This is a genomic window from Ramlibacter pinisoli, from assembly GCF_009758015.1.
GTDB lineage: Bacteria > Pseudomonadota > Gammaproteobacteria > Burkholderiales > Burkholderiaceae_C > Ramlibacter > Ramlibacter pinisoli.
In genome coordinates, this window is the sequence record NZ_WSEL01000003.1 from 68572 (window position 1) to 92804 (window position 24233).

Below are 24233 nucleotides of genomic sequence, written 5' to 3' on the forward strand. Positions count from 1 at the left end.
GCTCAGGCCTTGCGGCGTTTCGGCGCGCGCCGGGCGCCCGCCTTGCCGGGGCCGGCCCCCATCATGTGTTCCAGCACCGAGTAGACGGCGGCCGTGTCGTCCTGCGCATGGCCCAGCGCCATGGCGGCGTTGTAGATCGGCACGCAGGCGGCGAACAGCGGCGCGGCCGTGTCGGTGGCCAGCAGTGCCTCGTGGATCAGGCGCATGTCCTTCTGCCAGACCTCGACCTTCATGGTGGCCTGGCCCCAGCTGCGCTCGACCATCATCGGCCCGCGCACCTGCAGCATGCGCGAGCCGCCGGCGCCGTCGGCCACCACCTGCACCACCTGGGCCGGATCGAGGCCCGACCGCTCGCCCAGCAGGATGGCCTCGGCCGCCGACTGGTTGTGGATGGCCACCAGCAGGTTGGCCACCAGCTTCATGCGGATGCCGTTGCCGAAGCCACCGACGTCGTAGCGCACGCGGGCGAAGCCGTTGAACACCGCCGCCATGGAGGCGATGGCCTTGGCGTCGCCGCTGGCGTAGACGGCCAGGTCGCGCGTGCGGGCCTGGGCCCCGGTGCCCGACAGGGGGCAGTCGAGCAACGTGATGCCGGCGGCGGCCAGCGTGTCGCGCACCTGCACCTTGGCCGTCTCGGGCAGGGTGCTGGTCTCGGCCGCGACGAGTCCCTTGGCCTTCGCCGCGATGAGCTCGCGGGCGACCTGCTCCAGGGCCGCCACGCTGGGCAGCGACAGCACCAGGTGGCGGCACTGGCGTGCCACCTCGGTGGCGTTGTCGCACGGGATGCCACCGGCGCGCTGGAGCCCCTTGCGGGCAGCGGCCACCGGATCGCAGCCGTAGACCTCGAAGCCGGCCTTGACCAGGTTGGCGGCCATGGCCGAGCCCATGATGCCCAGCCCGATGACGCCCACCCTGGGCGGGGCCGCGGTTGCCGCCTTGGGGTTGCCGGGAGTCTTCCTGCTTGCCGTCTTCGATGCCATCGTTGGGTCGCCGTGGGGAGTGGAGGATGGGCGATTGTGGGCGCGGCTCGACCGTGCGTGGGAGCGGGCAAATGCTGAGCCAGGGAATAAACCGGCAGTGGGCGTCGTTGGTCAGCAGACGGTTCGTTCCCGGCCGTCGCCAACGAACAACCAGGAGATCACCTCATGAAGTTCGCCGCCTCGTTCGCGATCGCCGCCCTCGCCGCCGCTGTCGCCGCGCCCGCCTCGGCGCAGTTCGCCAAGCCCGAAGACGCCGTGAAGTACCGCCAAAGTGTCATGTTCGTGATGTCGCAGCACGTGGCGCGCATCGGTGCGATGGTCAACGGCAAGGCGCCCTACGACGCCAAGGTGGCGGCCGACAACGCCGCGCTGGTGGCGGAGTTCGCCAAGCTGCCCTGGCCCGGCTTCGTGGCCGGCACCGACAAGATCGGCAACACCAAGGCCAAGCCCGAGATCTGGACCGACCAGGCGAAGTTCAAGGAGACCAACGAGAAGCTGGTGGCCGAGACCGAGAAGCTGTCTGCGGCCGCCAAGACCAACAACCTGGACAACCTGAAGGCGGCGTTCTCCAGCACGGCGGACACCTGCAAGTCCTGCCACGACACGTTCCGAAACAAGTAAACCCCGTCCTTCTCACAGGCGGATGTGGCGGCTGCCCCATCCGCCGGCTGCATCGACAGCCGCCCGACAGGCCCGAACTCGACAATCCGGGCCATGCATTTCTCCCGTCGAAGCTTCACCCGCGCCGCCGCCGGCGCCGCGGCGTTAGCCGCCCTCCCCTCCGTCCGCGCGCAATCCGAGCGCATCGTGCTGGCGCAATCGGCGCCCTTCACCGGCCCGGCCGCGCAGCTGGGCATCCAGTTCCACGCCGGCGCCCGGCTCTACCTCGACCAGGTCAACGCCCAGGGCGGCATCAACCGCCGCACGGTGGAGATCGCCAAGGCCGACGACGGCTACGAACCGGACCGCTGCGCGGAGAACACCCGCAAGCTGCTGGCCGACGACCCGGTCGCGCTGTTCGGCTACGTCGGCACCCCCACCAGCCTGGCCGCCCTGCCGTTGGCCACCGCCGCCAGGGTCCCGTTCTACGCCCCGTTCACCGGCGCCATGGGGCTGCGCCAGCCGTTCAACCGCTACGCCTTCCACCTGCGCGCCTCGTACAACGACGAGACCGGCCTGATCGTCCGGCAGCTCACCGGCCTGGGCCTGAAGAAGATCGCGGTGTTCCACCAGAACGACGCCTACGGCAAGGCCGGTCTCGAAGGCGTGCAGCTGGCGCTGGCGGCGCAGTCGATGCAGCCGGTGGCGCTGGCGACCGTGGAGCGCAACTCGGTGGACGTGGCCGGAGCCGTGCGCACGCTCCTCGCCGCCACGCCGGACGCGATCGTGCAGATCGGCGCCTACAAGGCCTGCGCCGCCTTCATCAAGGCCGCCAAGGCCGCGGGCTACGGCGGCACCTTCTACAACGTGTCCTTCGTCGGGACCCAGGCCCTGGCCGACGAGCTGGGCAGGGACGGCGCCGGCGTGGTGGTGTCGCAGGTCATGCCCTCGCCCTACAACCCGGCACGGGCGATCGCGCGCGAGTTCGTCGAGGCCGTGAAGAAGGCGGGCGGCAAGGACGACGGCGCCAACTTCTCCAGCATGGAGGGCTACCTCGCGGCACGGGTGCTGGTGGAGGCGCTGCGCCGCGGGCCGGCCAGGCCGACGCGCGAGAGCCTGGTCACCTCGCTGGAAGGGCTGGGCAGCCAGTCGCTCGGCGGCTTCAACATCGCGCTGTCGCCGACCGACCACGTGGCGTCCCGCTTCGTCGAGCTGTCGATGCTCACCGGCGACGGCCGCGTGCGCACCTGACGCAGCGGCTCCCCGGCTTCAGCGGAGGCGCGCCAGCCGCCGCAGCGCGAGCTGGCAGGCGAAGCCCAGCAGCGTCCAGCCCAGCATCAGGCCCACCAGGTTGACGTGCCCCTGGTGGGGCACCAGCCCGACCAGGAAGGCCCCGAACGCCCCCACCAGCTGCTGCGCGAGGCCGCCGACGGCCGCCGCCGATCCGGCCAGCGCCGGCACCACGCCCACCGTGCCGGCCAGCGTCGGTGGCACCAGCAGGCCGTGGCCGATCCCCAGCAGCAGCAGCGGCAGCACCACCGCCAGCGGCGAGCGCAGGCCCGCCAGGCCGAGGGCCAGAGCCAGCACCAGGGCGCCGATCGTCAGCGCCTGACCCCAGTTCATGATGCGGCGCTCGGGTTGGGTGCGCGCCAGCCGGGTCGTGAGGTAGTTGCCGGCGATGTAGGCCACCGGAACGCAGCCGATGGCCCAGCCCAGCCGCTCCGGCGTGACGCCGTAGCCGGCCAGCACCAGCGGCAGGCCGGCCAGGAAGCTGTAGAAGGTCGCGGTCAGCGTGGCGAGCAGTCCGACGTACAGCCAGAACGACGGTTCGCGCGCCAGCCGCAGGTAACCCGCCAGCGGGCTGGGTCCGCGCGCCTTCGGGGCGCCGTCGGCCGGCGCGGGTCCCGGCAGGCCGAACCAGGCCGCCGCCAGCAGCAGCAGCGACAGCACGGCAACGAGCGCGAAGTTGGCCTGCCAGCCCAGGCGCACGTGCAGCTGCCCGCCGACCACCGCGGCCAGCGGCGGGCACACCCCCATGCTCATGCCGATCAGCGCCATGACGCGGGTGCGTTCGGGCCCGGTGAACAGGTCCTGCACCATGGCCCGCGCGATCACCATGCCGGCGGCGCAGCCCGCCCCCTGCAGCGCCCGCGACAGCACCAGCATGGTGAGGTCGCGCGACAGGGCCGCCGCCACCGAACCGGCGAAGGCCAGCAGCAGGCCGGCCACCAGCGCCGGCTTGCGGCCGACGCGGTCGGACAGTGCGCCGTACACCAGCTGCATGCCGCCGTAGGTGGCGACGAAGGCGCTGAAGGTGAGCTGCACCGCCGCCTGGCTGGCGTCGAACTGGGCCGGCCACTCCTGCATGGACGGCAGGCACGCCGTCATGGCCAGCAGGCCGAAGGCCAGCTGCGTCACCAGGTTGGCGACCAGCCAGCCCGAATGGGCGGGAGCGGGACCGCGGGCGCTCAGCTGGTCAGCTGCGCCCATACCTTGGCCATCCGCTTGACGCTCACCGGCTGCGGCGTGCGCAGCTCCTGCGCGAACAGGCTCACCCGCAGTTCCTCGAGCAGCCAGCGGAACTCCTGCATGCGGTCGTCGACCTGGCCCTTGCGCTCGGCCACCAGGCGCCAGTAGCGCTGTTCCTCCGGCCGCACCTCGGCCAGACGCGCCGCATCACGCGCGGGGTCGGCCCGCAGCTTGTCGAGCCGCAGCGTGATGGCCTTGAGGTAGCGCGGGAAGTGCTGCAGCGCCGTCCACGGCGTGTCGACCAGGAAGCGCTTGGGCACCAGCTTCTGCAGCTGCTGGCTGGCGTCCTGGGTCGCCTCGGGCCCGGTCCGGGTGTCCTTGATCTTGCGCGCGGCGGCGGCGTACTCGGTGAGGATGGTGCCGGCCAGCCGGGCCACCTCGTGCGCGATGAGCACCAGCCGGCCGCGGCCCTCGTCCACCCGCCGCTTGAAGGCGGCCTGGTCGGACGGCAGCGGATCGAGCAGGAACGCGCGGTCGAGCGCCACGTCGACGATCTGCTGGCGCAGCTCGTCCTGCGTGCCCAGCGGCATGTAGCCCACCGCCATCTTCTGCAGGTCGGGGATGTTCTTCTCCAGCGCCTTGAGCGTGTCGCGCACCTGCAGCGCGAACAGCCGCCGCAGGCCGACCCGGTGCCGGGCCGCCGCCACTTCGGGTTCGTCGAACACCTCGATGGTGACGGCGTCGCCCTGGTCGACCAGGGCCGGGAAGCCCACCAGCGAGGTGCTGCCCTTGCGCACTTCCAGCAGTTCGGGCAGCTCGCCGAAGTCCCAGCTGGCGTGGCGGGCGGCGCCGTCGACGCCGGAGGGCTTGGCGCCTCCCCCCGCTGGGGGCCGGTTGGAAGGGGGGCTGACCTGGCTGTCGCGGGCGCTCGCGTCCCGGCCGTCCCCGGCAGGGGAGGACGCGACCTTCAAACCCGCCAGAGCCTGGAATGCGCCGCGTGCCTGCGCGCCCAGTTCCGCCTTCAACGCGCCGAGGTTGCGCCCCATGCCCAGCTGGCGCCCGTGCTCGTCGACGACGCGCACGTTCATGAACAGGTGGGCCGGCACCATGTCCAGCTTGAAATCGGTCCGCTTCACGTCCAGCGAGGTCTGCTCGCGCACCAGCCGCAGCAGCACGTCGGTCAGCGAGCCGGCGGCCCAGCGCGGCGGGGTGGTCAGTTCCGCCGCCAGCCGGGCGGCCGATTCGGGCAGGGGCACGAAGCGCGAGCGCGGCTTCTGCGGCAGGCTCTTGAGCAGTGCCTGCACCTTGTCCTTGAGCATGCCCGGCACCAGCCACTCGGCCCGCTCGTCGCTGACCTGATTGAGGACGTAGAGCGGCACCGTCACGGTCAGTCCGTCGCGCGCGTCACCGGGCTCGTGCAGGTAGGCCGCGGCGCAGTCGATGCCACCCAGGCGGATCGCCTTGGGGAAAGCGTCGGTGGTGATGCCGGCCGCCTCGTGCCGCATCAGTTCGTCGCGCGTCAGGCGCAGCAGCTCGGGGTTGCGGCGGCTCTCGGTGCGGTACCAGCCCTCGAAGGTGTGGCCGTTGAAGACGTCGGCCGGCAGTTGCTGGTCGTAGAAGGCGTAGATCAGCTCGTCGTCGACCAGCACGTCCTGGCGGCGCGACTTGTGCTCCAGCTCCTCGACCTGCTTGACCATCTTGAGGTTGGCGGCCAGGAACGGCAGGCGCGTGTCCCACTGGCCGGCCACCAGGCCCTCGCGGATGAAGATGTCGCGCGCGCCGTGCTGGTCGACCCGCGCGAACGGCACCCGCCGCCCGCTGTAGATCACCAGGCCGTAGAGGGTGGCGCGCTCCAGCGCCATCACCTCGGCGGCCTTCTTCTCCCAGTGCGGATCGAGCAGCTGCTTCTTCAGCAGGTGGCCGGCCACCTCCTCGATCCATTGCGGCTCGATGTTGGCGATGCCGCGCCCGAAGAGCCGCGTGGTCTCCACCAGTTCGGCGCTGACGATCCAGCGGCCGGGCCGCTTCTTCAGGTGCGCGCCGGGGTGGCGGTAGAACTTGATGCCGCGCGCGCCGAGGTAGACGTCCTCGTCCTCCATCTTCCAGCCGACGTTGCCCAGCAGGCCGGCCAGCATCGACTTGTGCAGCGCCTCGTAGCCGGCCGGCTGCGCGTTGAGCCGCCACTTGTGCTCGGCCACCACGGTGTGCAGCTGGCTGTGGATGTCGCGCCACTCGCGCACCCGGCGCACGTTGATGAAGTTCTGGCGCAGCAGCGCCTCGTACTGCCGGTTCGACAGCTTCTGGTGGGCGCCCTCGCCGCCGCGCGCCGCATGGATCCAGTCCCACAACCGCACGTAGCCCGAGAACTCGCTCTTCTCGTCGTCGAACTTGGCGTGCTGCTGGTCGGCCTGGGCCTGCAGGTCCAGCGGCCGGTCGCGCACGTCCTGCACCGACAGCGCGGCGGCGATCACCACCACCTCCGCCAGCGCGCCACGCTCGCGGCCCTCGATGATCATGCGCGCCACCCGCGGGTCGAGCGGCAGCCGCGCCAGTTCGCGCCCGATGCCGGTGAGCTCGTTGGCGTCGTCCACCGCGCCCAGCTCGTTGAGAAGTTGGTAGCCGTCGGCGATGGCGCGCCGCTGTGGCGCCTCCAGGAACGGGAACTGCTCGACGTCGCCCAGGTGCAGCGACTTCATGCGCAGGATGACGCCGGCCAGCGACGAGCGCAGGATCTCGGGATCGGTGAAGCGCGGGCGCGAGAGGAAATCCTTCTCGTCGTACAGGCGGATGCAGATGCCGTTGGCCACCCGGCCGCAGCGGCCGGCGCGCTGGTTGGCGGCGGCCTGGCTCACCGGCTCCACCAGCAACTGCTCGACCTTGCTGCGGAAGCTGTACCGCTTGACCCGCGCCGTGCCGGCGTCGATCACGTAGCGGATGCCCGGCACGGTGAGCGAGGTCTCGGCCACGTTGGTGGCCAGCACGATGCGCCGCCCCGCGTGCGTCTCGAAGATGCGGTCCTGCTCGGCCTGCGACAGGCGCGAGAACAGCGGCAGGACCTCGGCGGTGCGCGTGAGCGGGCTGTGCGCCAGGTGCTTGCGCAGGTGGTCGGCCGCCTCGCGGATCTCGCGTTCGCCGGGCAGGAAGACGAGGACGTCCCCCCCGGCGTTGCCTTGCCAGAGTTCATCGACGCCGTCGGCGATCGCTTCGTTGAGCCCGTAGTCGCGCGATTCCTCGAACGGCCGGTAGCGCTGCTCCACCGGGTACATGCGCCCCGAGACGTAGATGACCGGCGCCTTGCGAACCTCACCCCCCCACGCTCTGCGCTTCGCGTCGTCGCTGCCCCCCAAGGGGGCTGCGCCCGCCTCGGGGCGGCCCAGCGGCGGCGCGGCCGACGCGAAATGCTCGGCGAAGCGCTCGGCGTCGATGGTGGCCGAGGTGACGATGATCTTCAGGTCGGGCCGGCGCGGCAGGATCTGGCGCAGGTAGCCCAGCAGGAAATCGATGTTGAGGCTGCGCTCGTGGGCCTCGTCGATGATCAGCGTGTCGTAGGCCTGCAGCAGCGGGTCGGTCTGGGTCTCGGCCAGCAGGATGCCGTCGGTCATCAGCTTGACCGAGGCGTCGCGCGACAGGCGGTCCTGGAACCGCACCTTGTAGCCCACCACCTCGCCCAGTGGCGTCTCCAGTTCCTCGGCGATGCGCTTGGCCACGCTGGACGCCGCGATGCGCCGCGGCTGCGTGTGGCCGATCAGCCGGCCGCGTTCGCCCGGTTTCGCGTTGAGCTTGCCGCGGCCCATGGCCAGCGCGATCTTGGGCAGCTGGGTGGTCTTGCCCGAGCCGGTCTCGCCACAGACGATGACGACCTGGTGCTCCGAAATGGCCTGCGCGATCTCGTCGCGCTTGCCGGACACGGGCAAGGACTCGGGAAAGGTGATGCGCAGGGCTTCGGGCAAGGGAGCAGGACCGCTCGGGGCGGCCGGACAGGCGCGCCGCGGCACGGCGGCGCAAAGCCCGTGATTATCGGTCCAGCGCGCCGCCTCGCCGGCTGGGTGCCACGGCTAGCGCACGGCGGGCTCGGGCAGCGGCAGCTCGGCGATCTGCCGCGCCTGCTCGTCGTACCAGGCCACCCGCGTGGCGTAGGACCACGCGGTGCGCGACATGGCCCGTGCGCCGGCCACGGCCGTGCCGGGCTTCATGCTGGGCTTGGCGATGAGCACGCCCACGCCCACGTCGGCCACCCACTCGGTGCGGCTGGTCTCCAGGGCGGCGATGTCCTGGCTGGTGCCCAGTGCCACGCCGCGCATCAGGCGCCGGACGATCTGGTGGCCCAGGTCGACCAGCGGATCGGGGCCGGGCGGTCGCCGCATGACGAGCAGGAAGGCGTCTTCCCGCAGGCGCCCGAGCTCGACGCCCGGTGGCGCCACGCGGCGCAGCCGGCTGGCGCAGATGAACAGGCCGTGGTTGTAGGCCGCGCGCCCATGCAGTTGCTCCAGCGCCTGCAGGTTGCCGATGGAGACCACCAGCACGCCCACCGGCAGGCCCTCCCTGGCGCTGCGCGCGAACGCCTCGGTGACCATGGCGTCGGTCTCGACGTGGGAGCGCATGCGGGTGACCGGATCGAAGCTGGGGCCGTGGACCATGACCTCGCGCACGTCGATGAGGTAGGCGTAGCGCACCCACATGGCGGCCGTCATGCAGCTGAGGTAGCCCATGGCCGCCGCCGCCGTTGCGGCATGGAGAGGCCAGGGCATGGCCTCGGGCCGGAAGGCGAACCAGGTCAGGCCGGCGACCGCGATCGACATGCAGCCGACGCCCGCCACCGCCAGCCAGCCGGGCCGCCCGCCGCGCAGGGCCGTGCGCACCGCGCCGGTGAAGGCGGGCGTGATCATCAGGACTTCGGCGAGGGTGCCCAGCGCGAGCGCGCCTTCGGGCGACAGCAGCCAGCCGGCGCCGACGGCCACCAGCATCAGGGCGACGATGGTGGACACGGTCCGCCGGGCCCGCCCGGCCGGTCGCAGCAGGCCCAGCAACCGGAACAGCAGCAGGCCCAGGATGCCGGCGCAGACCGCGGCCGCGTGGGCCTGCAGCCGCATCAGCGTGGCGGGGTCGTCGACGGGCACCCACCCCAGGTAGAGCAGCACGTAGGCGGCCGAGAGCGCCGCGGCCAGGGACCCGGTGAGCGCCACCCGGCGGGCGGAGCGGGTGAAGGCCAGCAATGCGGCGGCCAGTGCCAGGCTCACGGCACCGAAAAACCCGCCCCAGCAACCGATCGCCACGGGATCCAAACGCGACGCTCCCCCACCCTGCGGCCCCAGCGGCCAAGCGTGGGCGGTACCTTACACTGTTCTGCTCACCAGTTCCGTGCTGCCCCTGTCACAGCTGTCATCGCCGACGATGTCCACCGTCTTCAATTTCACGTTCGTGCCCTGGTTCCGGTCGGTGGCGCCGTACATCCACATGCACCGCGGCAAGACGTTCGTGGTGGGCGTCGCCGGCGAGGCCATCGCGGCCGGCAAGCTGCAGGCCATCGCGCAGGACCTGGCCCTGATCCAGAGCATGGGCGTGAAGGTGGTGCTGGTGCACGGCTTCCGCCCGCAGGTGAACGAGCAGCTCAAGGCCAAGGGCCATGCCGCCCGCTATTCGCATGGCATGCGCATCACCGACGAGGTGGCGCTCGACTGCGCCCAGGAGGCCGCCGGCCAGCTGCGCTACGAGATCGAGGCCGCCTTCAGCATGGGCCTGCCCAACACGCCGATGGCGGGCGCCACCGTGCGCGTGATCTCGGGCAACTTCATCACGGCGCGCCCGGTGGGCATCGTCGATGGAGTGGACTTCCAGCATTCGGGGCTGGTGCGCAAGGTCGACGTGGGCGGCATCCGCCGCACCCTGGACCACGGCGCCATGGTGCTGCTGTCGCCGTTCGGGTTCTCGCCGACCGGCGAAGCCTTCAACCTGACGATGGAAGAAGTGGCGACCAGCGTGGCCATCGCGCTACAGGCCGACAAGCTGGTGTTCCTGACCGAGATCCCGGGCGTGCGGGTGCACCCCGGCGAGCCCGAGTCGGACGACAACCCGATCGACACCGAGCTGCCGCTGGCCACCGCCGAGCGACTCCTTGCCCAGCTGCCCAACCCGCAGCAGCCGACCGACACCGCCTTCTACCTGCAGCACTGCGCCAAGGCCTGCAAGGCCGGCGTGGAGCGCAGCCACATCCTGCCGTTCGCGGTCGACGGCTCGCTGCTGCTGGAGATCTATGTGCACGACGGCATCGGCACCATGGTCATCGACGAGAAGCTGGAGAACCTGCGCGAGGCCACGGCCGAGGACATCGGCGGCATCCTGCAGCTGATCGAGCCGTTCGAGCGCGATGGCACCCTGGTGCGGCGCGAGCGCACCGAGATCGAACGCGACATCGCCAACTACAGCATCATCGAACACGACGGCGTGATCTTCGCGTGCGCCGCCCTCTACCCCTATCCCGAGGCCCGCACCGGCGAAATGGCGGCGCTCACGGTGTCGCCGCAAAGCCAGGGCCAGGGCGACGGCGAGAAGATCCTCAAGCGGGTGGAGCAGCGCGCCAAGGCCATGGGCCTGGAGAGCATCTTCGTGCTCACCACGCGCACCATGCACTGGTTCCTGAAGCGCGGGTTCGTCCAGGTCGAACCGGACTGGCTGCCGGAAGCGCGCAAGCGCAAGTACAACTGGGACCGGCGGTCGATGGTGTTCGTGAAGAAGCTGGTCTAGGGAAACGCCGCCTGGCCGAGGGGACGCGTTCCGGAACGACTGGGACGGTGTTCGTGGGCCCGGGGGCGCGACAGGTGGTGCCTGGCAGGGCCTCATGGTGTGCCGGTCGCGGCTTTGCTTCGCTCGCCGCGACTGCGCTGCGCCTAGCACCGGGCCGGGCTTGCCGGCTCCAACTCACTGCGCGCTACGCGCTCCGTTCAGACAAGGAGCCGGAGCCAGTTCACGATGCGCGCTGGCGCGCGCTCCGCCCGGCCCGGTTCGTCTCCGCCGCCCCACAAATCGACCCTGCCAGGCACCACCTGCCGCGTGGACAGGCTCTGCTCGATCAAGAAGGGGTGAACCGGCGCCCTGCCCCTGGTTACACCCCATGCGGGCTTGACGACTCTCTGGGTCCGGCGTGCGACGACCACTTCGGGCGGGCGATCCTGGCACGATGCCCCTACCCCGGCATTGCGGGCTCGACCCGCAATCCATCTCCCGAACGCAATTCCGCTGCGGCCTCATTCCGGAGATGGATGCCGGGTCAAGCCCGGCATGACGGCCCACTTCACCGCGTCCGCGCCCATATGGCGCAGGCCGACCGGCGTGGCCTCGTTGCTGTGCGCGGCCACGGCACCTTCAAGCTCCGCCCCCTCTCCCCCCCCGGGGGAGAGGGTTGGGGTGAGGGGGTTTCCTGCTTGGGAAAGCGTCAAGTGCGTGCGTACGCGGCGTGGCGCTTTCCGAGGGTGGTGACAACCACCCCGAGGAACACGAGCGCAAACGCCAAGAACGCAACAAACGACCAGTTAGCGATCGACCCGCCCAGGAACGTCCAGTCGATCTTGGTGCAGTCGCCGCTGCCCTTGAAGATCATCGGCACCGCGCGCTTGAGCGGGAAGGTCTCGATCATTCCGTAGAAGTCGCGGCCGCAGGACATGATCTCGGGCGGGTACCACTGCAGGAAGCTCTGGCGGGCGGCGACGAAGGCGCCGAAGCCGGAGAACAGCAGGCCCAGCACGCTGCCCGTCAGCCATGCGCCGCGGGAGCGGAAGATGGCCGTGAGGCCGGCCGCCAGGGCCACCAGGATGAGGGCGTAGCGCTGCACGATGCACATGGGACAAGGCTCGAGGCCGACCACGTGCTGCAGGTAGAGCGCGAAGGCGAGCATGCCCACGCAGGCGGCGCACACCAGCGCCAGCGTACGGCGCGGTGCCGCGAACAACCAATCGACCAACTTCTACCCCTCCTGCAACGGGAGCCGGTGGCCCGATGTCAGGCCGCCCCCTCGACGAACACCCGGGCGCGGCGCGGCGTCACCACCAGCGTCTCGCCCTCCTTGAACCCCAATTCCCTGAATTGTTGCGCAGGAATCTGGGCCTCGATGACCGCATCCTTGCCGCTGGGGTTGACGGGTTGGGTGTCGTCGGCGGGAATAAGTTCCAGCCGGGCAATGGGCCCGACGACGATCGCGCGACTGAGCTGGACCACGATGCCCCGGGCGCCGGGCGAATAGCGCTGCACGTCCAGGTCGTGCGGGCGCACGTAGGCGAAGGCCTTGGCGTTCTGCACGTCGGCATGCTCGGGCGCCTCGAGCTGCAGGCCTTCCAGGTGCACCTCGCCCTCGTGGGCGCGGCCGTGGAACATGTTCACGTCGCCCAGGAAGCCATAGACGAACGGGCTGGCGGGATGGTCCCAGACGTCCTGCGGCGAGCCGACCTGTTCGATGCGGCCGGCGTTCATCAGCACCACCCGGTCGGCCACCTCGAGGGCCTCTTCCTGGTCGTGCGTGACAAAGATACTGGTGACGTGCAACTCGTCGTGCAGCCGGCGCAGCCAGCGGCGCAGTTCCTTGCGCACCTTGGCGTCCAGCGCGCCGAACGGCTCGTCGAGCAGCAGCACCTTGGGCTCCACCGCCAGGGCGCGGGCCAGCGCGATGCGCTGGCGCTGGCCGCCGGACAGCTGCGACGGGAATCGGTCGGCCAGCCAGTCGAGCTGCACCAGGCCGAGCAGCTCGTGCACCTTCTGGCGGATCTGCGCCTCGGACGGGCGCTGGCCGCGCGGCTTCACGCGCAGGCCGAAGGCGACGTTCTCGAACACGGTCATGTGCCGGAACAGCGCGTAGTGCTGGAACACGAAGCCCACCTGCCGGTCGCGCACGTGCACGTCGGTGGTGTCCTCGCCGGCGAACAGGATGCTGCCCGCGTCGGCCGTCTCCAGGCCGGCGATGATGCGCAGCAGCGTGGTCTTGCCGCAGCCCGACGGGCCCAGCAGCGCGAGCAGTTCGCCCGAGCCGATGTCGAGCGACACGTCGCGCAGGGCATGGAAGTCGCCGAAGCGCTTGCTGACGTTGCGGATTTCGATGCTCATGGGAACGCTCTCGATAAGTTGGGAGAAAACGCCCTTACGCCGAGGGCGCAGAGGTCTTGCAGAAATCGCAGAAAAGACATGTCGATGATCTGGCCCCTTCCGCGTCTTCTGCGCTGTTTCTGCGCCTTCTGTGGAAGGGGGGCCGTTCCTTCATGCCTCAACTCACGGCAGCCTGAGGCCGTTCCATCGGCCCATCGGCCGCCGCGGCCATGGCGCGCTCGTGCTGCCACTCGGCAACGCTCTTGATCGCCAGGGTCACCACGGCCAGCAGGGCCAGCAGCGAGGCGACCGCGAACGCGGCGACCGACTGGTATTCGTTGTAGAGGATCTCGACGTGCAGCGGCATGGTGTTGGTCTGCCCGCGGATGTGGCCGGACACTACCGACACGGCGCCGAATTCGCCCATGGCGCGGGCGTTGCACAGGATCACGCCGTAGATCAGGCCCCACTTGATGTTGGGCAGGGTCACGTGCCAGAAGGTCTGCCAGCCGTTGGCCCCCAGCACGATGGCGGCCTGCTCCTCGTCGTTGCCCTGCGCCTGCATCAGCGGAATGAGCTCGCGGGCGATGAAGGGGAAGGTGACGAAGATGGTCGCCAGCACGATGCCGGGCACGGCGAACACGATCTTGATGTCGTGCGCGGCCAGCCAGGGCCCGAACCAGCCCTGCGCGCCGAAGATCAGCACGTAGATCAGGCCGGACACGACCGGCGACACCGAGAACGGCAGGTCGACCAGCGTGGTGAGGAAGGCCTTGCCGCGGAACTCGAACTTGGCGATGCACCAGGCCGCGGCGATGCCGAAGGCCAGGTTCAGCGGCACGGCGATGGCAGCGGTGATCAGCGTCAGGCGGATCGCCGCCCAGGCGTCGGGCTCGCGCAGCGCGTCGAGGTAGGCACCGGAGCCCTTGCGCAGCGCCTCGGTGAACACCGCCGCCAGCGGCAGCACCAGGAACAGCAGCAGGAACGCCAGCGCGACCCCGATCAGGGTCCACCGCACCCACGGCGCCTCGGTGGTGATGACGCGCTTGGTCGACAGGTTGCCGGTGCTCATGCCACCCCCTGCGTCTTGCGTTGCCAGGCCTGCAGCGCATTGATGACCAGCAGCAGCGCGAACGAGATGACCAGCATCACGGTGGCCACCGCGGTGGCGCCGGCGTAGTCGTATTGCTCCAGCTTGCCGATGATGATGAGCGGCGTGATCTCCGAGACCATGGGCATGTTGCCGGCGATGAAGATGACCGAGCCGTACTCCCCCACCGCCCGCGCGAACGCCATGGCGAAGCCGGTGAGCAGGGCCGGCAGGATGGCCGGCAGGATCACCCGGCTGAAGGTCTGCCAGCGGGTGGCGCCCAGGCACATGGCCGCCTCCTCCAGCTCGCGCTCGGTGTCTTCCAGCACGGGCTGCACGGTGCGCACCACGAAGGGCAGCCCGATGAAGATGAGGGCGATGACCACGCCGTTGGGGTTGAAGGCCAGCTTGATGCCCAGCGGCTCGAGGTACTGGCCGATCCAGCCGTTGCCGGCCAGCAGCGCGGTCAGCGAGATGCCGGCCACCGCCGTCGGCAGCGCGAACGGCAGGTCGACCAGCGCGTCGACGATCTTCTTGCCGGGGAAGGTGTAGCGCACCAGCACCCAGGCTACCAGCAGGCCGAAGAACACGTTGACGATGGCGGCGATGAAGGAGGCGCCGAACGTCAGGCGGTAGGACGCCATGACCCGCGGCGAGGAGACCGCGGCGACGAACTGGTCCCAGCTCAGGGTGAAGGTCTTGAAGACCAGCGCCGTGAGCGGGATGAGCACGATGAGGCCCAGGTACAGCAGCGTGTACCCGAGCGTGAGGTGGAAGCCCGGCAGCACCCGCTTGCTGCCGCCGCGGCTGCCCTTGGCCGCCGCTGGAAGGGGCGCGGCCAGACGCGCCGCGGAAGCCGACATGCGCTTACTTGACCGTGTAGATCTTGTCGAACTGGCCGCCGTCGTTGAAGTGCACCTTCTGCGCTTCGCCCAGCGAGCCGAACAGCTCCTGCACCGTGAACAGCTTCACCGGCTTGAAGGTCTTCTCGTACTTGGCCAGGATCTTGGGGTTGCGCGGGCGGATGGAATGCTTGGCGGCGATCTCCTGGCCCTCGTCGGAATACAGGAAGTTCAGGTAGGCCTTGGCGAGGTCGCCGGTGCCCTTCTTGGCCACCGTGCGCTCGACCACCGCCACCGGGTTCTCGGCCACGATGCTGGTGGACGGGTAGACCACGTCGACCTTGCCGTTGCCGAACTCGCGGTTGACCGACTCCACCTCGGATTCGAAGGTGATGAGCACGTCGCCGGTGTTGCGCTGCAGGAAGGCGGTGGTGGCATCGCGGCCGCCACGCGCCAGCACCGGCACGTTCTTGTACAGCTTGGTGAGGAACTCGCGTGCCTGGTCGTCGGTGCCGCCCTTCTTCTTCACCGAGCCCCACGCGGCCAGGTAGGCGTAGCGGCCGTTGCCGCCGGTCTTGGGGTTGACCACGACCACCTGCACGCCCGGCTTGACCAGGTCGTCCCAGTCCTTGATGCCCTTGGGGTTGCCCTCGCGCACCAGGAACAGCATGGTGCTGGTGGTGGGCGACGCGTTGTCGGGGAAGCGCTTGGACCAGTCCTTGGCCACCACGCCCTTCTCGGCCAGGAATTCGACGTCGGTGGTGGTGTTCATCGTCACCACGTCGGCGTCCAGGCCGTCGGCCACGGCGCGCGCCTGGGCACTGGAGCCGGCGTGCGACTGCTCGACCTTCACATCCTTGCCGGTCGCCTTCTTGTAGGCGGGAACGAAGGCCGCGTTGATGTCCTTGTAGAACTCGCGCGCAACGTCATAGGACACGTTCAGCAGCGTCTGCTGCGCCGAAGCCACGCCGCTGGCGGCCAGCAGGCCGGCGGCAAGGAGGGTCTTGATCTTGTTCGTCATGGTGCTTGGATGGGAAAAGCGCGAAACCGCCGATTTTCGCGTGCTTTCGGGAGACCCGCGGCGGCCGGGGCTCGCGGCGCGTTCAGCGGCCCGGCTGCGCGGTCAGCCGCAGGTACGGCGTGAGGGCGCGCCAGCCGCGGGGAAAGCGCCGGGTCAGCTCGGCGGGATCCTGCAGGCTGGGCAGGATGACCACGTCGTCGCCGTCGGTCCAGTCGGCCGGGGTGGCCACCTTGTGGCCGTCGGTCAGCTGCAGCGAATCGATGACGCGCAGGATCTCGGTGAAGTTGCGGCCGGTGCTGGCAGGGTACGTGAGCGTGGCGCGGATGACCTTCTTCGGGTCGATGATGAACACGCTGCGCACGGTGGCATTGGCCAGTGCGTTCGGGTGGATCATGTCGTACAGCAGCGCGACCTTGCGGTCGCCGTCGGCCAGGATCGGGAAGCCCACGGCCGCGCCCTGGGTCTCCTCGATGTCGCCCACCCACTGCCGGTGCGACTCGAGCGGATCGACGCTCACCGCGATGGGCTTGACGCCGCGCCGCGCGAACTCGCCGGCCAGCGCGGCCGTGCGGCCGAGCTCGGTGGTGCACACCGGCGTGAAGTCAGCCGGATGCGAGATCAGCACCACCCATGCGGCGCCTGCCCAGGCATGGAACGAGATCGGGCCCGAGGTGGAGTCCTGCTGGAAGTCGGGGGCGATATCGCCCAGCCGCAAGGTGGCCATGGATGCACATTCCGTATAAGGGGACTCGGAATTGTGGTGGCTGGGTTATGAAAACCCAACAACTGTCTGGTTGTTTGCTTATGCGGCCGCTCAGAGCAGCGGCCGTGCCTCGCGGGCGGCTTCCTGCAGCAGCGGCAACAGGTCGCGCTGCAGCGTCGGTGGCAGCAGGCGGTCGCGGGCCGTGACGACGTTCAGCGCCGCCACCACCCGGCCCTCCAGGTTGCGCAGCGGCACCGCCAGCGCGTGCACGCCCAGCTCGTGCTCCTCGCTGGCCACGCACCAGTCCTGTTCGCGCACCTGCGCCACCACCTCGCGCAGGCGCCGGGGGTCCGTCGTCGTGTGGGCCGTCAGCCGCGGCAGCTCGCGGCCGCGCAGCCAGGCGGCGAACTCGGCGCGCGGCCGGGCCGCCAGCAGCACCCGGCCGGTGGAGGTGGCATGGGCGGGCAGGCGCGCGCCCAGGTGCAGGCCGTAGGCCAGCAGGCGGGTCGGGCCGCTGCGGGCAATGATGACCACCTGGTCGCCGTCGAGCACCACGGCCGAGAACGCCTCGCCGGTGCGCGCGGCCAGCCGGTCGAGCGTGGGCTGGATGGCGCGCGGCAGGCGTGCCGAGGCCAGGTAGCTGCCGGAAAAGCGCAGCACCTTGGGCGACAGCCAGAAATGGCTGCCGTCGGTCTCCAGGTAGCCCAGGTGCGCCAGGGTCAGCAGGTGGCGGCGCGCGGCCGCGCGGGTGAGGCCGGCGCGCTGCGCGGCCAGGGTGGCGTTGAGGCGCTGGCGCTCGGTGTCGAAGCTCTCCAGCACGGCCAGGCCCTTGGCCATGCCCTCGATGAAGTCGGCGCGGGCGATCGGCATGGTGTCACTCGTTGCGCGATCATCGCGCAAGGGGCGCAATCATCGCACACGGGCGGCGCACCGCCCTCTCCGCGGCCCGTGCGGCGCCCTAAGCTGCACGCCGACACGCACACTAGGAGACACCCCATGCGCACCCAGGTCGCCATCATCGGCGCCGGCCCGTCCGGCCTCTTGCTCGGCCAGCTGCTCCACAAGGCCGGCATCGACAACGTCATCCTCGAACGGCAGACCGGCGACTACGTGCTGGGCCGCATCCGCGCCGGCATCCTCGAGCAGGGGACCGTCGACCTGATGGACGAGGCGGGCGTGGGCCAGCGCCTGCACCACGATGGGATCGTCCACCACCATATCGAACTGGTGTTCCGCGGCGAGCGGCACCCCATCCCGATCGACGACCTCACCGGCGGCAAGGTGGTCACCGCCTACGGCCAGACCGAGCTCACGCGTGACCTGATGGACGCCCGCCGCGCCGCCGGCCTGCCGACGATCTACGAGGCGGCCGACGTCAGCCTGCACGGCATCGACGGCGACCGGCCGGTGGTGCGCTGGCGCCAGGGCGGCGAGGCGCGCGAGCTGTCGTGCGATTTCGTCGCCGGCTGCGACGGCTTCCACGGCGTGTCGCGGGCGACCGTGAAGGACAAGGTCACCGAATACGAGAAGGTCTATCCCTTCGGCTGGCTGGGCGTGCTGGCCGACACGCCCCCGGTGTCGCCGCACGCCATCGTGTACGGCAACAACGAGCGCGGCTTCTCGCTGTGCTCGATGCGCAGTCTGACGCGCAGCCGCTACTACGTGCAATGCCCGCTCGACGACAAGGTCGAGGCCTGGAGCGACCAGCGTTTCTGGGACGAACTGCGCCGCCGGCTCGACCCGGAGCTCGCCGAGCGCATCGTCACCGGCCCGTCGATCGAGAAGAGCATCGCGCCGCTGCGCAGCTTCGTCGCCGAGCCGATGCGCTTCGGCCGCCTGTTCCTGGCCGGCGACGCCGCGCACATCGTGCCGCCCACCGGCGCCAAGGGCCTGAACCTGGCCGCGAGCGACGTGAAGTACCTGTCGTCCGCCCTCATCGAGCACTACCGCGAACGCAGCCAGGCCGGCATCGAGCACTACTCGGACCACGCGCTGCACCGGGTCTGGAAGGCCGCCCGGTTCTCCTGGTGGCTCACCACGCTGATGCACCGCTTCCCCGACACCGGCGCCTTCGGCCAGCGGCTGCAGGACGCCGAACTGGAGTACCTGGTGAAGTCGCGGGCGGCGTCGACGGTGCTGGCGGAGAACTATGTGGGGTTGCCGCTGTAGGGAGGGCTTGACCGGGCATCCATCTCCCAAGCCGCGCCGCACCCGATTCGCATTCGGGAGATGGATTGCGGGTCAAGCCCGCAATGACGATGCCGGGGAAGCACCACGAAAAAGAGGACTCGTCATGCCGGGCCTGACCCGGCATCCATCTCCCAATCCACGCCGCACCCGTTTCGCGTTCAGGAGATGGATTGCGGGTCGAGCCCGCAATGACTGGGTCTGGATGACCGAGCGGCAAGAGGCGGCCGCCGCCGCTCTGCTAGCCTGTCGCCCATGGCCGCCCTGCCCCCGCCCCTCGCCCAGGTCCGCATCGTCAGCCTGGCCTTGAACCTGCCCGGACCGGCGGCGCTGATGCGCTGCCGGCGCTTCGGCGCGACCTGCGTCAAGGTCGAGCCGCCGGCGGGCGATCCCATGCGCAGCTACAACCCGGCCGCCTACGCGGAACTGCACGAGGGCATCCAGGTGCGCAGCGCCGACCTGAAAGCGCCGGAGGGCCAGGCCGCGCTGCACAAGGAGCTGGCCCGGGCAGACATCCTGCTCACCTCGTTCCGGCCGTCGGCGCTGAAGAAGCTCGGGCTCGAGTGGGCGCAGCTGCACAGCCGCTACCCCTCGCTGTGCCACGTCGCCATCGTCGGCGCGCCGGGTGCCGGGGCCGAGGTGCCCGGGCACGACCTCACCTATGTCGCCGAGCAGGGACTGGTGAACGGCACCGACCTGCCGGCCACGCTGTTCGCCGACATGGCGGGCTCGCTGATGGCCAGCGAGGCCGTGTTCCAGGCCGCCTTGCTGCAGGCCGAGCGCTACGCCGGCACCGGCGACAACCACCCGGTCGGCCGCTACCTCGAGGTCGCCCTGTCGGAGGCCGCACGCTACCTGGCCCTGCCGCGCCACTGGGGCCTGACGCAGCCCAGCGGCGCCGTTGGCGGGGCGCATGCCGGCTACCGGGTCTATCGCTGCAAGGATGGCCGGGTCGCGGTGGCCGCCCTGGAGCCGCACTTCGCCGCCGCCCTGGGAACCGCAGCGGAGATCGAGGCCCCCAGCCTGGAAGCGATGGCCGCGCCGGCGACCCATGCGGCCATCGCCGCCTTCTTCGCCCGCCGCACCCGCGCCGAGCTGGACCGGCTGGCGGCCGAGAAGGACATTCCGCTGCACACCCTGGCGGACTGAAGCGGTCGCATGGCCGCCGCAGTGGGCGGCCAGGATCTCAGCGCGCCTTCCGGCCCGCCGGCTTGCCGCCCGTCTCGCGCGGGGGCAGGCCGGTGTGCTGCGTGAGCAGCCGGCCGCGCGGCGGCCTGGCCGGCGCCGCCTTGGAGCCCTGTCCGCCCGGGGTGGAGTTCTTCCGCCGCGCGCTGACATAGCTGCCATCGGTGACCGGCTGGAAGGTCGGGATCAGGTGGTGCTTGCCGTTGCCGATCAGGTCGGACCGGCCCATGCCCTTGAGCGCCTCGCGCAGCAGCGGCCAGTTGTTCGGGTCGTGGTAGCGCAGGAACGCCTTGTGCAGCCGGCGCCGCCTCTCGCCGCGCACGACGTCGACGCTGTCGTCCGGCGTGGCGTCGCGCCGCACCTTGCGCAGCGTGTTGCGGCCCGAGTGGTACATCGCCGTGGCGGTGGCCATGGGGCTGGGGTAGAACGTCTGCACCTGGTCGGCGCGGAAGCCGTTGCGCTTGAGCCAGAGCGCCAGGTTCATCATGTCCTCGTCGCTGGTGCCCGGGTGGGCGGCGATGAAGTACGGAATGAGGTACTGCTTCTTGCCCGCCTCGGCCGAGTACTTCTCGAACATGGCCTTGAAGCGGTCGTAGCTGCCGATGCCCGGCTTCATCATCTTGGACAGCGGGCCGCCCTCGGTGTGCTCGGGCGCGATCTTCAGGTAGCCGCCCACGTGGTGCTGCACCAGTTCCTTGACGTACTCGGGCGACTGCACCGCCAGGTCGTAGCGCAGGCCCGAGCCGATGAGGATCTTCTTGACGCCCGGCAGCGCGCGGGCGCGCCGGTACATCTTCACCAGGTGGCCGTGGTCGGTGTTCAGGTTCGAGCAGATGCCCGGGTACACGCAGCTGGGCTTGCGGCAGGCGGCCTCGATCTCGGGCGATTTGCAGCCGATGCGGTACATGTTGGCCGTGGGCCCGCCCAGGTCGGACACCACGCCGGTGAAGCCGGCCACCTTGTCGCGGATCTCCTCGATCTCGCGGATGACCGAGTCCTCGCTGCGGCTCTGGATGATGCGGCCCTCGTGCTCGGTGATGGAGCAGAAGGTGCAGCCGCCGAAGCAGCCGCGCATGATGTTCACGCTGAAGCGGATCATCTCCCAGGCCGGGATCTTGGTCCCCGCGTCGTGGGAACCACTGGCGTCGGCGTACGCCGGGTGCGGGCTGCGCGCATACGGCAGGCCGAACACGTGGTCCATCTCCGCGGTCGTGAGCGGGATGGGCGGCGGCGTGATCCAGACGTCGCGGTCGCCGTGCGCCTGCACCAGCGCGCGCGCGTTGCCGGGGTTGGTTTCCAGGTGCAGCACGCGGTTGGCATGCGCGTACAGCACGGGATCGGACTTCACCTGCTCGTACGAGGGCAGCCGGATGACGGTGCGGTCGCGGTTCAGGCGCACGCGCGGGTTGGGGAAGAAGGCGACGGGAACCGTCGTCCCGGCCTGCGCCACCGGCGCGGTGGCGGCCTCGCCGGTCCCCTCTTCCTTCGCACAGGTCTCGCCCTGCGCCTTCGCCTGGTCGGAGGTCGTCAGGTAGGGATTGACGTGGTCGTCCACGCGGCCCGGCTGGTCGACGGTGGTGGAGTCGATCTCCATCCAGCCTTCGGACGCAGCGGGCGTGCTGCGGCGAAAGAATGCGGTGCCGCGCACGTCGGTGATGTGCTCCACCGGCTCCTTGGCGGCCAGGCGGTGCGCGATCTCGACGATGGCACGCTCGGCGTTGCCGTACAGCAGCAGGTCGCACTTGGCGTCGACCAGGATGGAGCGGCGCACCTTGTCCGACCAGTAGTCGTAGTGGGCGATGCGGCGCAGGCTGCCCTCGATGCCGCCCATGACGATGGGCACGTCGTTGTAGGCCTCGCGGCAGCGCTGCGAATAGACCAGCGAGGCGCGATCGGGCCGCTTGCCGCCCACGTCGCCCGGGGTGTAGGCGTCGTCGCTGCGGATCTTCCGGTCGGCCGTGTACCGGTTGATCATCGAGTCCATGTTGCCGGCCGTGACGCCGAAGAACAGGTTGGGCTTGCCCAGCGCCTTGAACGGCTCGGCCGACTGCCAGTCGGGCTGGGCGATGATGCCGACCCGGAAGCCCTGCGCCTCCAGCACCCGGCCGATGACGGCCATGCCGAAGCTCGGGTGGTCGACATATGCGTCGCCGGTGACGACGATGATGTCGCAGCTGTCCCAGCCGAGCTTGTCCATCTCCTCGCGGCTCATCGGCAGGAACGGGGCCGTGCCGAAGCGCGCGGCCCAGTAGCGCCGATAACTGGTGATCGGCTTGGCGGCGCGCGCGAAAAGGGAAACGTCGACAGGGGCGTTCAAGACTGGGGTCCGGGGGGAGAACCCATGATTGTACGGACCACCCCCTGCGAACGCCGCATGGCGGCGGGGTGTCCCTGCCCCGCGAAGGTCACTTCTCCTTCTTGGGCAGCTTGCCCCGGGCGGCGTCGAGTTCCTTCGGGCCGGCCTCGACATTGGGCCCATCCGGATAGCTCTGCGGGCCCTTGGCGATGCCGGGCCTGGCCGGGCCGCCCTTCACGCCGGCCGGCATGTCGGGCGCGGCCTGCCCCAGCAGGTCGTTGCCGGCGGGTGCGTCGTCCTGCGACGCGCCCTCGCCCATCGTCGTGTGCGTGGGATCGCCGTCATGGTTCTCGTTGCTGCCGTGGGCCGGGCCCCGGCCGATGCTGGTGCCGCTCATGATTGCGCTCTCCATCGGTACGATCGGGCAACTCTAGGCCGCAGCCCGGCACGTGGGTGTAGGCGCACCGCTACGATGCACCGATGGCCGAACCGCTCCCCACCGCCGAGGACGTGATCCGCTTCTGGACCGCGGCCGGCCGCTCGCGCTGGTTCCGCAAGGACGCCGCCTTCGATGCCGACTTCCGCGCCCGTTTCCTGCGGGCGCACGAGGCGGCCGCGCGCGGCGAACTGGACTCGTGGCTGGCAACGCCAGACGGCGCCCTCGCGCTGCTGGTGCTGCTGGACCAGTTCCCGCGCAATGCCTTCCGCGGCACGGCGCGCGTGTACGCCACCGACGCCCTGGCCCGCAACGTGACCGACGAGGCCATCGCCCGCGGGCACGACGCCCACGCCGCCAGCGACGACCTGCGCAATTTCTTCTACCTGCCGTTCATGCATTCCGAGTGGCTGCCCGACCAGGACCGTGCCCTGCAGCTGTGCCAGCGCCTGACCACCGACGCCGGCCGGCATGCGCACGTGCACCGGGACGTGGTCGCGCGGTTCGGCCGCTTCCCGCACCGCAACCCGCTGCTGGGGCGGCTGAACACGCCCGAGGAACAGGCCTTCCTCGACGGCGGCGGTTTCGCCGGCTGACCCGCGCGCTCAGCCGTCCAGCTCCGGATAGCTGCGGAAGATGCCTTCCTCGTTGAAGGGAATGCGGCGCTCGCTCGCCAGATAGGCGGCCAGCCGCTTGTGGCGCGGCACCCCGGCGTGCAGGGCGGCCACATGCGGCACCTTCTTCAGCACCCGCCGCGTGGCCTTGGGCAGCGCGTACAGCAGGCCATCGACCACCTGGAACAGCGACAGGTCGGCGTACGACAGGCGGCCGCCAACCAGCCGCGGCACCTCGGCGCCCGCATTGCGCGGGTTGCGCTCCAGGACCGCTTCGCACCACTGCAGGAACTTGGGGATCCGGTTGCGCCGGAAATCCTGCGCCCGCCGCAACGCCTCGGCCTTCTGGTCCTCGTAGTAGAGGCTGCTGCCGATCGGGTGGTGCACGTCGTGCGCCTCGGTGACCAGGTCGGCCAGGGTCAGCTGGATCTGGTGGGTCCACAGCTGGTCGGCCTCGGACGCGGCGACCAGCTTCAGCCGCGGGCCCAGGTACTGCAGGATGGCAGCGGTCTGGCCGATCACGCGACGGCCGTCGACCAGGAACGGGCAGGCGAACGGCGGCCGGGCCACGTCCTGGCCCTCCAGCACGGCCAGCATGGCCGCCATGCCCTGCCCCTGGGCCTGCGGCCCGCGGGCGACGTCCACATATGGCGCGCCGGCGGCCTCCAGCGCGAGCCGGACGAATTCACCGCGGCCCTGGATGCCGGGCCAGTAGTGCAGTTGGTAAGCCATGCCACGGTGTGG

The 24233-nt window shown here is 70.4% G+C and carries 20 protein-coding genes; 6 read left to right on the forward strand and 14 right to left on the reverse strand.

The features are described from left to right. Positions 1–2: 2 nt before the first annotated feature. The gene (locus GON04_RS01510; RefSeq protein WP_157396248.1) at positions 3–980 is read right to left on the reverse strand and encodes an NAD(P)-dependent oxidoreductase; all 978 of its coding nucleotides are present in this window, start codon (positions 978–980) and stop codon (positions 3–5) included. Between the two features lie 165 nt (positions 981–1145). Here GON04_RS01510 and GON04_RS01515 point away from each other — a divergent pair, with 165 nt between their 5' ends. Next, positions 1146–1601 carry a c-type cytochrome gene (locus GON04_RS01515; protein ID WP_157396249.1) on the forward strand — a complete coding sequence of 152 codons (456 nt, stop codon included), beginning with the start codon at positions 1146–1148 and terminating at the stop codon, positions 1599–1601. A gap of 93 nt (positions 1602–1694) precedes the next feature. After that, on the forward strand, positions 1695–2831 hold the full coding sequence (locus tag GON04_RS01520; RefSeq protein ID WP_157396250.1) for an ABC transporter substrate-binding protein: 1137 nt from the start codon (positions 1695–1697) through the stop codon (positions 2829–2831). 18 nt (positions 2832–2849) lie between these two features. On the opposite strand, the gene GON04_RS01525 is transcribed toward GON04_RS01520, so the two are convergent. From GON04_RS01525 to GON04_RS01535, 3 genes are all read right to left on the reverse strand, one after another. Next, positions 2850–4070, reverse strand: coding sequence for an MFS transporter (locus GON04_RS01525; protein WP_157396251.1), 1221 nt, complete (start codon positions 4068–4070; stop codon positions 2850–2852). Then, the gene (hrpA, locus tag GON04_RS01530; RefSeq protein WP_370530031.1) at positions 4049–7999 is read right to left on the reverse strand and encodes an ATP-dependent RNA helicase HrpA; all 3951 of its coding nucleotides are present in this window, start codon (positions 7997–7999) and stop codon (positions 4049–4051) included. Before hrpA ends, GON04_RS01525 begins: the two co-directional genes overlap by 22 nt. Positions 8000–8104: 105 nt before the next feature. Continuing rightward, the gene (locus GON04_RS01535; RefSeq protein ID WP_338050869.1) at positions 8105–9286 is read right to left on the reverse strand and encodes a diguanylate cyclase domain-containing protein; all 1182 of its coding nucleotides are present in this window, start codon (positions 9284–9286) and stop codon (positions 8105–8107) included. Positions 9287–9440: 154 nt separating this feature from the next. Between GON04_RS01535 and argA the strand changes: the two genes are divergently transcribed. Beyond that, complete coding sequence (argA, locus tag GON04_RS01540; protein WP_157396253.1) at positions 9441–10790, forward strand: amino-acid N-acetyltransferase; 1350 nt, start codon at positions 9441–9443, stop codon at positions 10788–10790. Positions 10791–11478: 688 nt separating this feature from the next. Here the strand turns inward: argA and GON04_RS01545 are convergent. The 7 genes from GON04_RS01545 to GON04_RS01575 form a co-directional block, all read right to left on the reverse strand. Beyond that, positions 11479–12003: a disulfide bond formation protein B gene (locus GON04_RS01545; RefSeq protein WP_157396254.1), complete on the reverse strand. Its 525-nt coding sequence runs from the start codon at positions 12001–12003 to the stop codon at positions 11479–11481. Positions 12004–12041: 38 nt separating this feature from the next. Further along, on the reverse strand, positions 12042–13136 hold the full coding sequence (locus GON04_RS01550; RefSeq protein WP_157396255.1) for a sulfate/molybdate ABC transporter ATP-binding protein: 1095 nt from the start codon (positions 13134–13136) through the stop codon (positions 12042–12044). A 157-nt stretch (positions 13137–13293) separates the two neighbouring features. Beyond that, positions 13294–14187 (reverse strand): sulfate ABC transporter permease subunit CysW, encoded by an 894-nt coding sequence (gene cysW, locus GON04_RS01555; RefSeq protein WP_157396256.1) that lies wholly within the window; start codon positions 14185–14187, stop codon positions 13294–13296. Then, positions 14184–15068, reverse strand: coding sequence for a sulfate ABC transporter permease subunit CysT (gene cysT / locus GON04_RS01560; protein ID WP_157396257.1), 885 nt, complete (start codon positions 15066–15068; stop codon positions 14184–14186). The genes cysW and cysT overlap by 4 nt, the downstream gene beginning before the upstream one ends. A 4-nt stretch (positions 15069–15072) precedes the next feature. Next, positions 15073–16068, reverse strand: coding sequence for a sulfate ABC transporter substrate-binding protein (locus tag GON04_RS01565; protein ID WP_157396258.1), 996 nt, complete (start codon positions 16066–16068; stop codon positions 15073–15075). Between the two features lie 82 nt (positions 16069–16150). Beyond that, positions 16151–16792, reverse strand: a complete 642-nt coding sequence (locus GON04_RS01570) for a peroxiredoxin (RefSeq protein ID WP_157396259.1) — start codon at positions 16790–16792, stop codon at positions 16151–16153. A gap of 90 nt (positions 16793–16882) precedes the next feature. After that, entirely contained in the window at positions 16883–17641 is a 759-nt protein-coding gene (locus tag GON04_RS01575; protein WP_157396260.1) for an IclR family transcriptional regulator domain-containing protein, read from the reverse strand. A 126-nt stretch (positions 17642–17767) separates the two neighbouring features. On the opposite strand from GON04_RS01575, the gene pobA reads away from it, so the two are divergent. After that, a complete protein-coding gene (pobA, locus tag GON04_RS01580) occupies positions 17768–18940 on the forward strand; it encodes a 4-hydroxybenzoate 3-monooxygenase (RefSeq protein ID WP_157396261.1) in 1173 nt (390 codons plus the stop codon). 273 nt (positions 18941–19213) lie between these two features. Continuing rightward, positions 19214–20107 (forward strand): CoA transferase, encoded by an 894-nt coding sequence (locus GON04_RS01585; protein ID WP_157396262.1) that lies wholly within the window; start codon positions 19214–19216, stop codon positions 20105–20107. Between the two features lie 37 nt (positions 20108–20144). On the opposite strand, the gene GON04_RS01590 is transcribed toward GON04_RS01585, so the two are convergent. Further along, positions 20145–22460 (reverse strand): YgiQ family radical SAM protein, encoded by a 2316-nt coding sequence (locus GON04_RS01590; protein WP_157396263.1) that lies wholly within the window; start codon positions 22458–22460, stop codon positions 20145–20147. Positions 22461–22548: 88 nt separating this feature from the next. Then, the gene (locus GON04_RS01595; RefSeq protein WP_157396264.1) at positions 22549–22836 is read right to left on the reverse strand and encodes a hypothetical protein; all 288 of its coding nucleotides are present in this window, start codon (positions 22834–22836) and stop codon (positions 22549–22551) included. Positions 22837–22919: 83 nt separating this feature from the next. On the opposite strand from GON04_RS01595, the gene GON04_RS01600 reads away from it, so the two are divergent. After that, a complete protein-coding gene (locus tag GON04_RS01600; RefSeq protein WP_157396265.1) occupies positions 22920–23471 on the forward strand; it encodes a DUF924 family protein in 552 nt (183 codons plus the stop codon). Positions 23472–23480: 9 nt separating this feature from the next. On the opposite strand, the gene GON04_RS01605 is transcribed toward GON04_RS01600, so the two are convergent. Next, a complete protein-coding gene (locus GON04_RS01605) occupies positions 23481–24221 on the reverse strand; it encodes a glutathione S-transferase (RefSeq protein ID WP_157396266.1) in 741 nt (246 codons plus the stop codon). Positions 24222–24233: the final 12 nt, after the last annotated feature.

Excerpts from the sequence above, each read along its gene's own strand:
- GON04_RS01605 (WP_157396266.1), bottom strand. The coding sequence starts at position 24,221 with ATGGCTTACCAACTGCACTACTGGCCCGGCATCCAGGGCCGCGGTGAA.
- GON04_RS01575 (WP_157396260.1), bottom strand. The coding sequence starts at position 17,641 with ATGCCGATCGCCCGCGCCGACTTCATCGAGGGCATGGCCAAGGGCCTG.
- argA (WP_157396253.1), top strand. The coding sequence starts at position 9,441 with ATGTCCACCGTCTTCAATTTCACGTTCGTGCCCTGGTTCCGGTCGGTG.
- pobA (WP_157396261.1), top strand. The coding sequence starts at position 17,768 with ATGCGCACCCAGGTCGCCATCATCGGCGCCGGCCCGTCCGGCCTCTTG.
- GON04_RS01520 (WP_157396250.1), top strand. The coding sequence starts at position 1,695 with ATGCATTTCTCCCGTCGAAGCTTCACCCGCGCCGCCGCCGGCGCCGCG.
- GON04_RS01600 (WP_157396265.1), top strand. The coding sequence starts at position 22,920 with ATGGCCGAACCGCTCCCCACCGCCGAGGACGTGATCCGCTTCTGGACC.
- GON04_RS01550 (WP_157396255.1), bottom strand. The coding sequence starts at position 13,136 with ATGAGCATCGAAATCCGCAACGTCAGCAAGCGCTTCGGCGACTTCCAT.
- cysT (WP_157396257.1), bottom strand. The coding sequence starts at position 15,068 with ATGTCGGCTTCCGCGGCGCGTCTGGCCGCGCCCCTTCCAGCGGCGGCC.
- GON04_RS01595 (WP_157396264.1), bottom strand. The coding sequence starts at position 22,836 with ATGAGCGGCACCAGCATCGGCCGGGGCCCGGCCCACGGCAGCAACGAG.
- GON04_RS01515 (WP_157396249.1), top strand. The coding sequence starts at position 1,146 with ATGAAGTTCGCCGCCTCGTTCGCGATCGCCGCCCTCGCCGCCGCTGTC.
- GON04_RS01570 (WP_157396259.1), bottom strand. The coding sequence starts at position 16,792 with ATGGCCACCTTGCGGCTGGGCGATATCGCCCCCGACTTCCAGCAGGAC.
- GON04_RS01525 (WP_157396251.1), bottom strand. The coding sequence starts at position 4,070 with ATGGGCGCAGCTGACCAGCTGAGCGCCCGCGGTCCCGCTCCCGCCCAT.
- GON04_RS01585 (WP_157396262.1), top strand. The coding sequence starts at position 19,214 with ATGGCCGCCCTGCCCCCGCCCCTCGCCCAGGTCCGCATCGTCAGCCTG.
- cysW (WP_157396256.1), bottom strand. The coding sequence starts at position 14,187 with ATGAGCACCGGCAACCTGTCGACCAAGCGCGTCATCACCACCGAGGCG.
- GON04_RS01510 (WP_157396248.1), bottom strand. The coding sequence starts at position 980 with ATGGCATCGAAGACGGCAAGCAGGAAGACTCCCGGCAACCCCAAGGCG.
- GON04_RS01565 (WP_157396258.1), bottom strand. The coding sequence starts at position 16,068 with ATGACGAACAAGATCAAGACCCTCCTTGCCGCCGGCCTGCTGGCCGCC.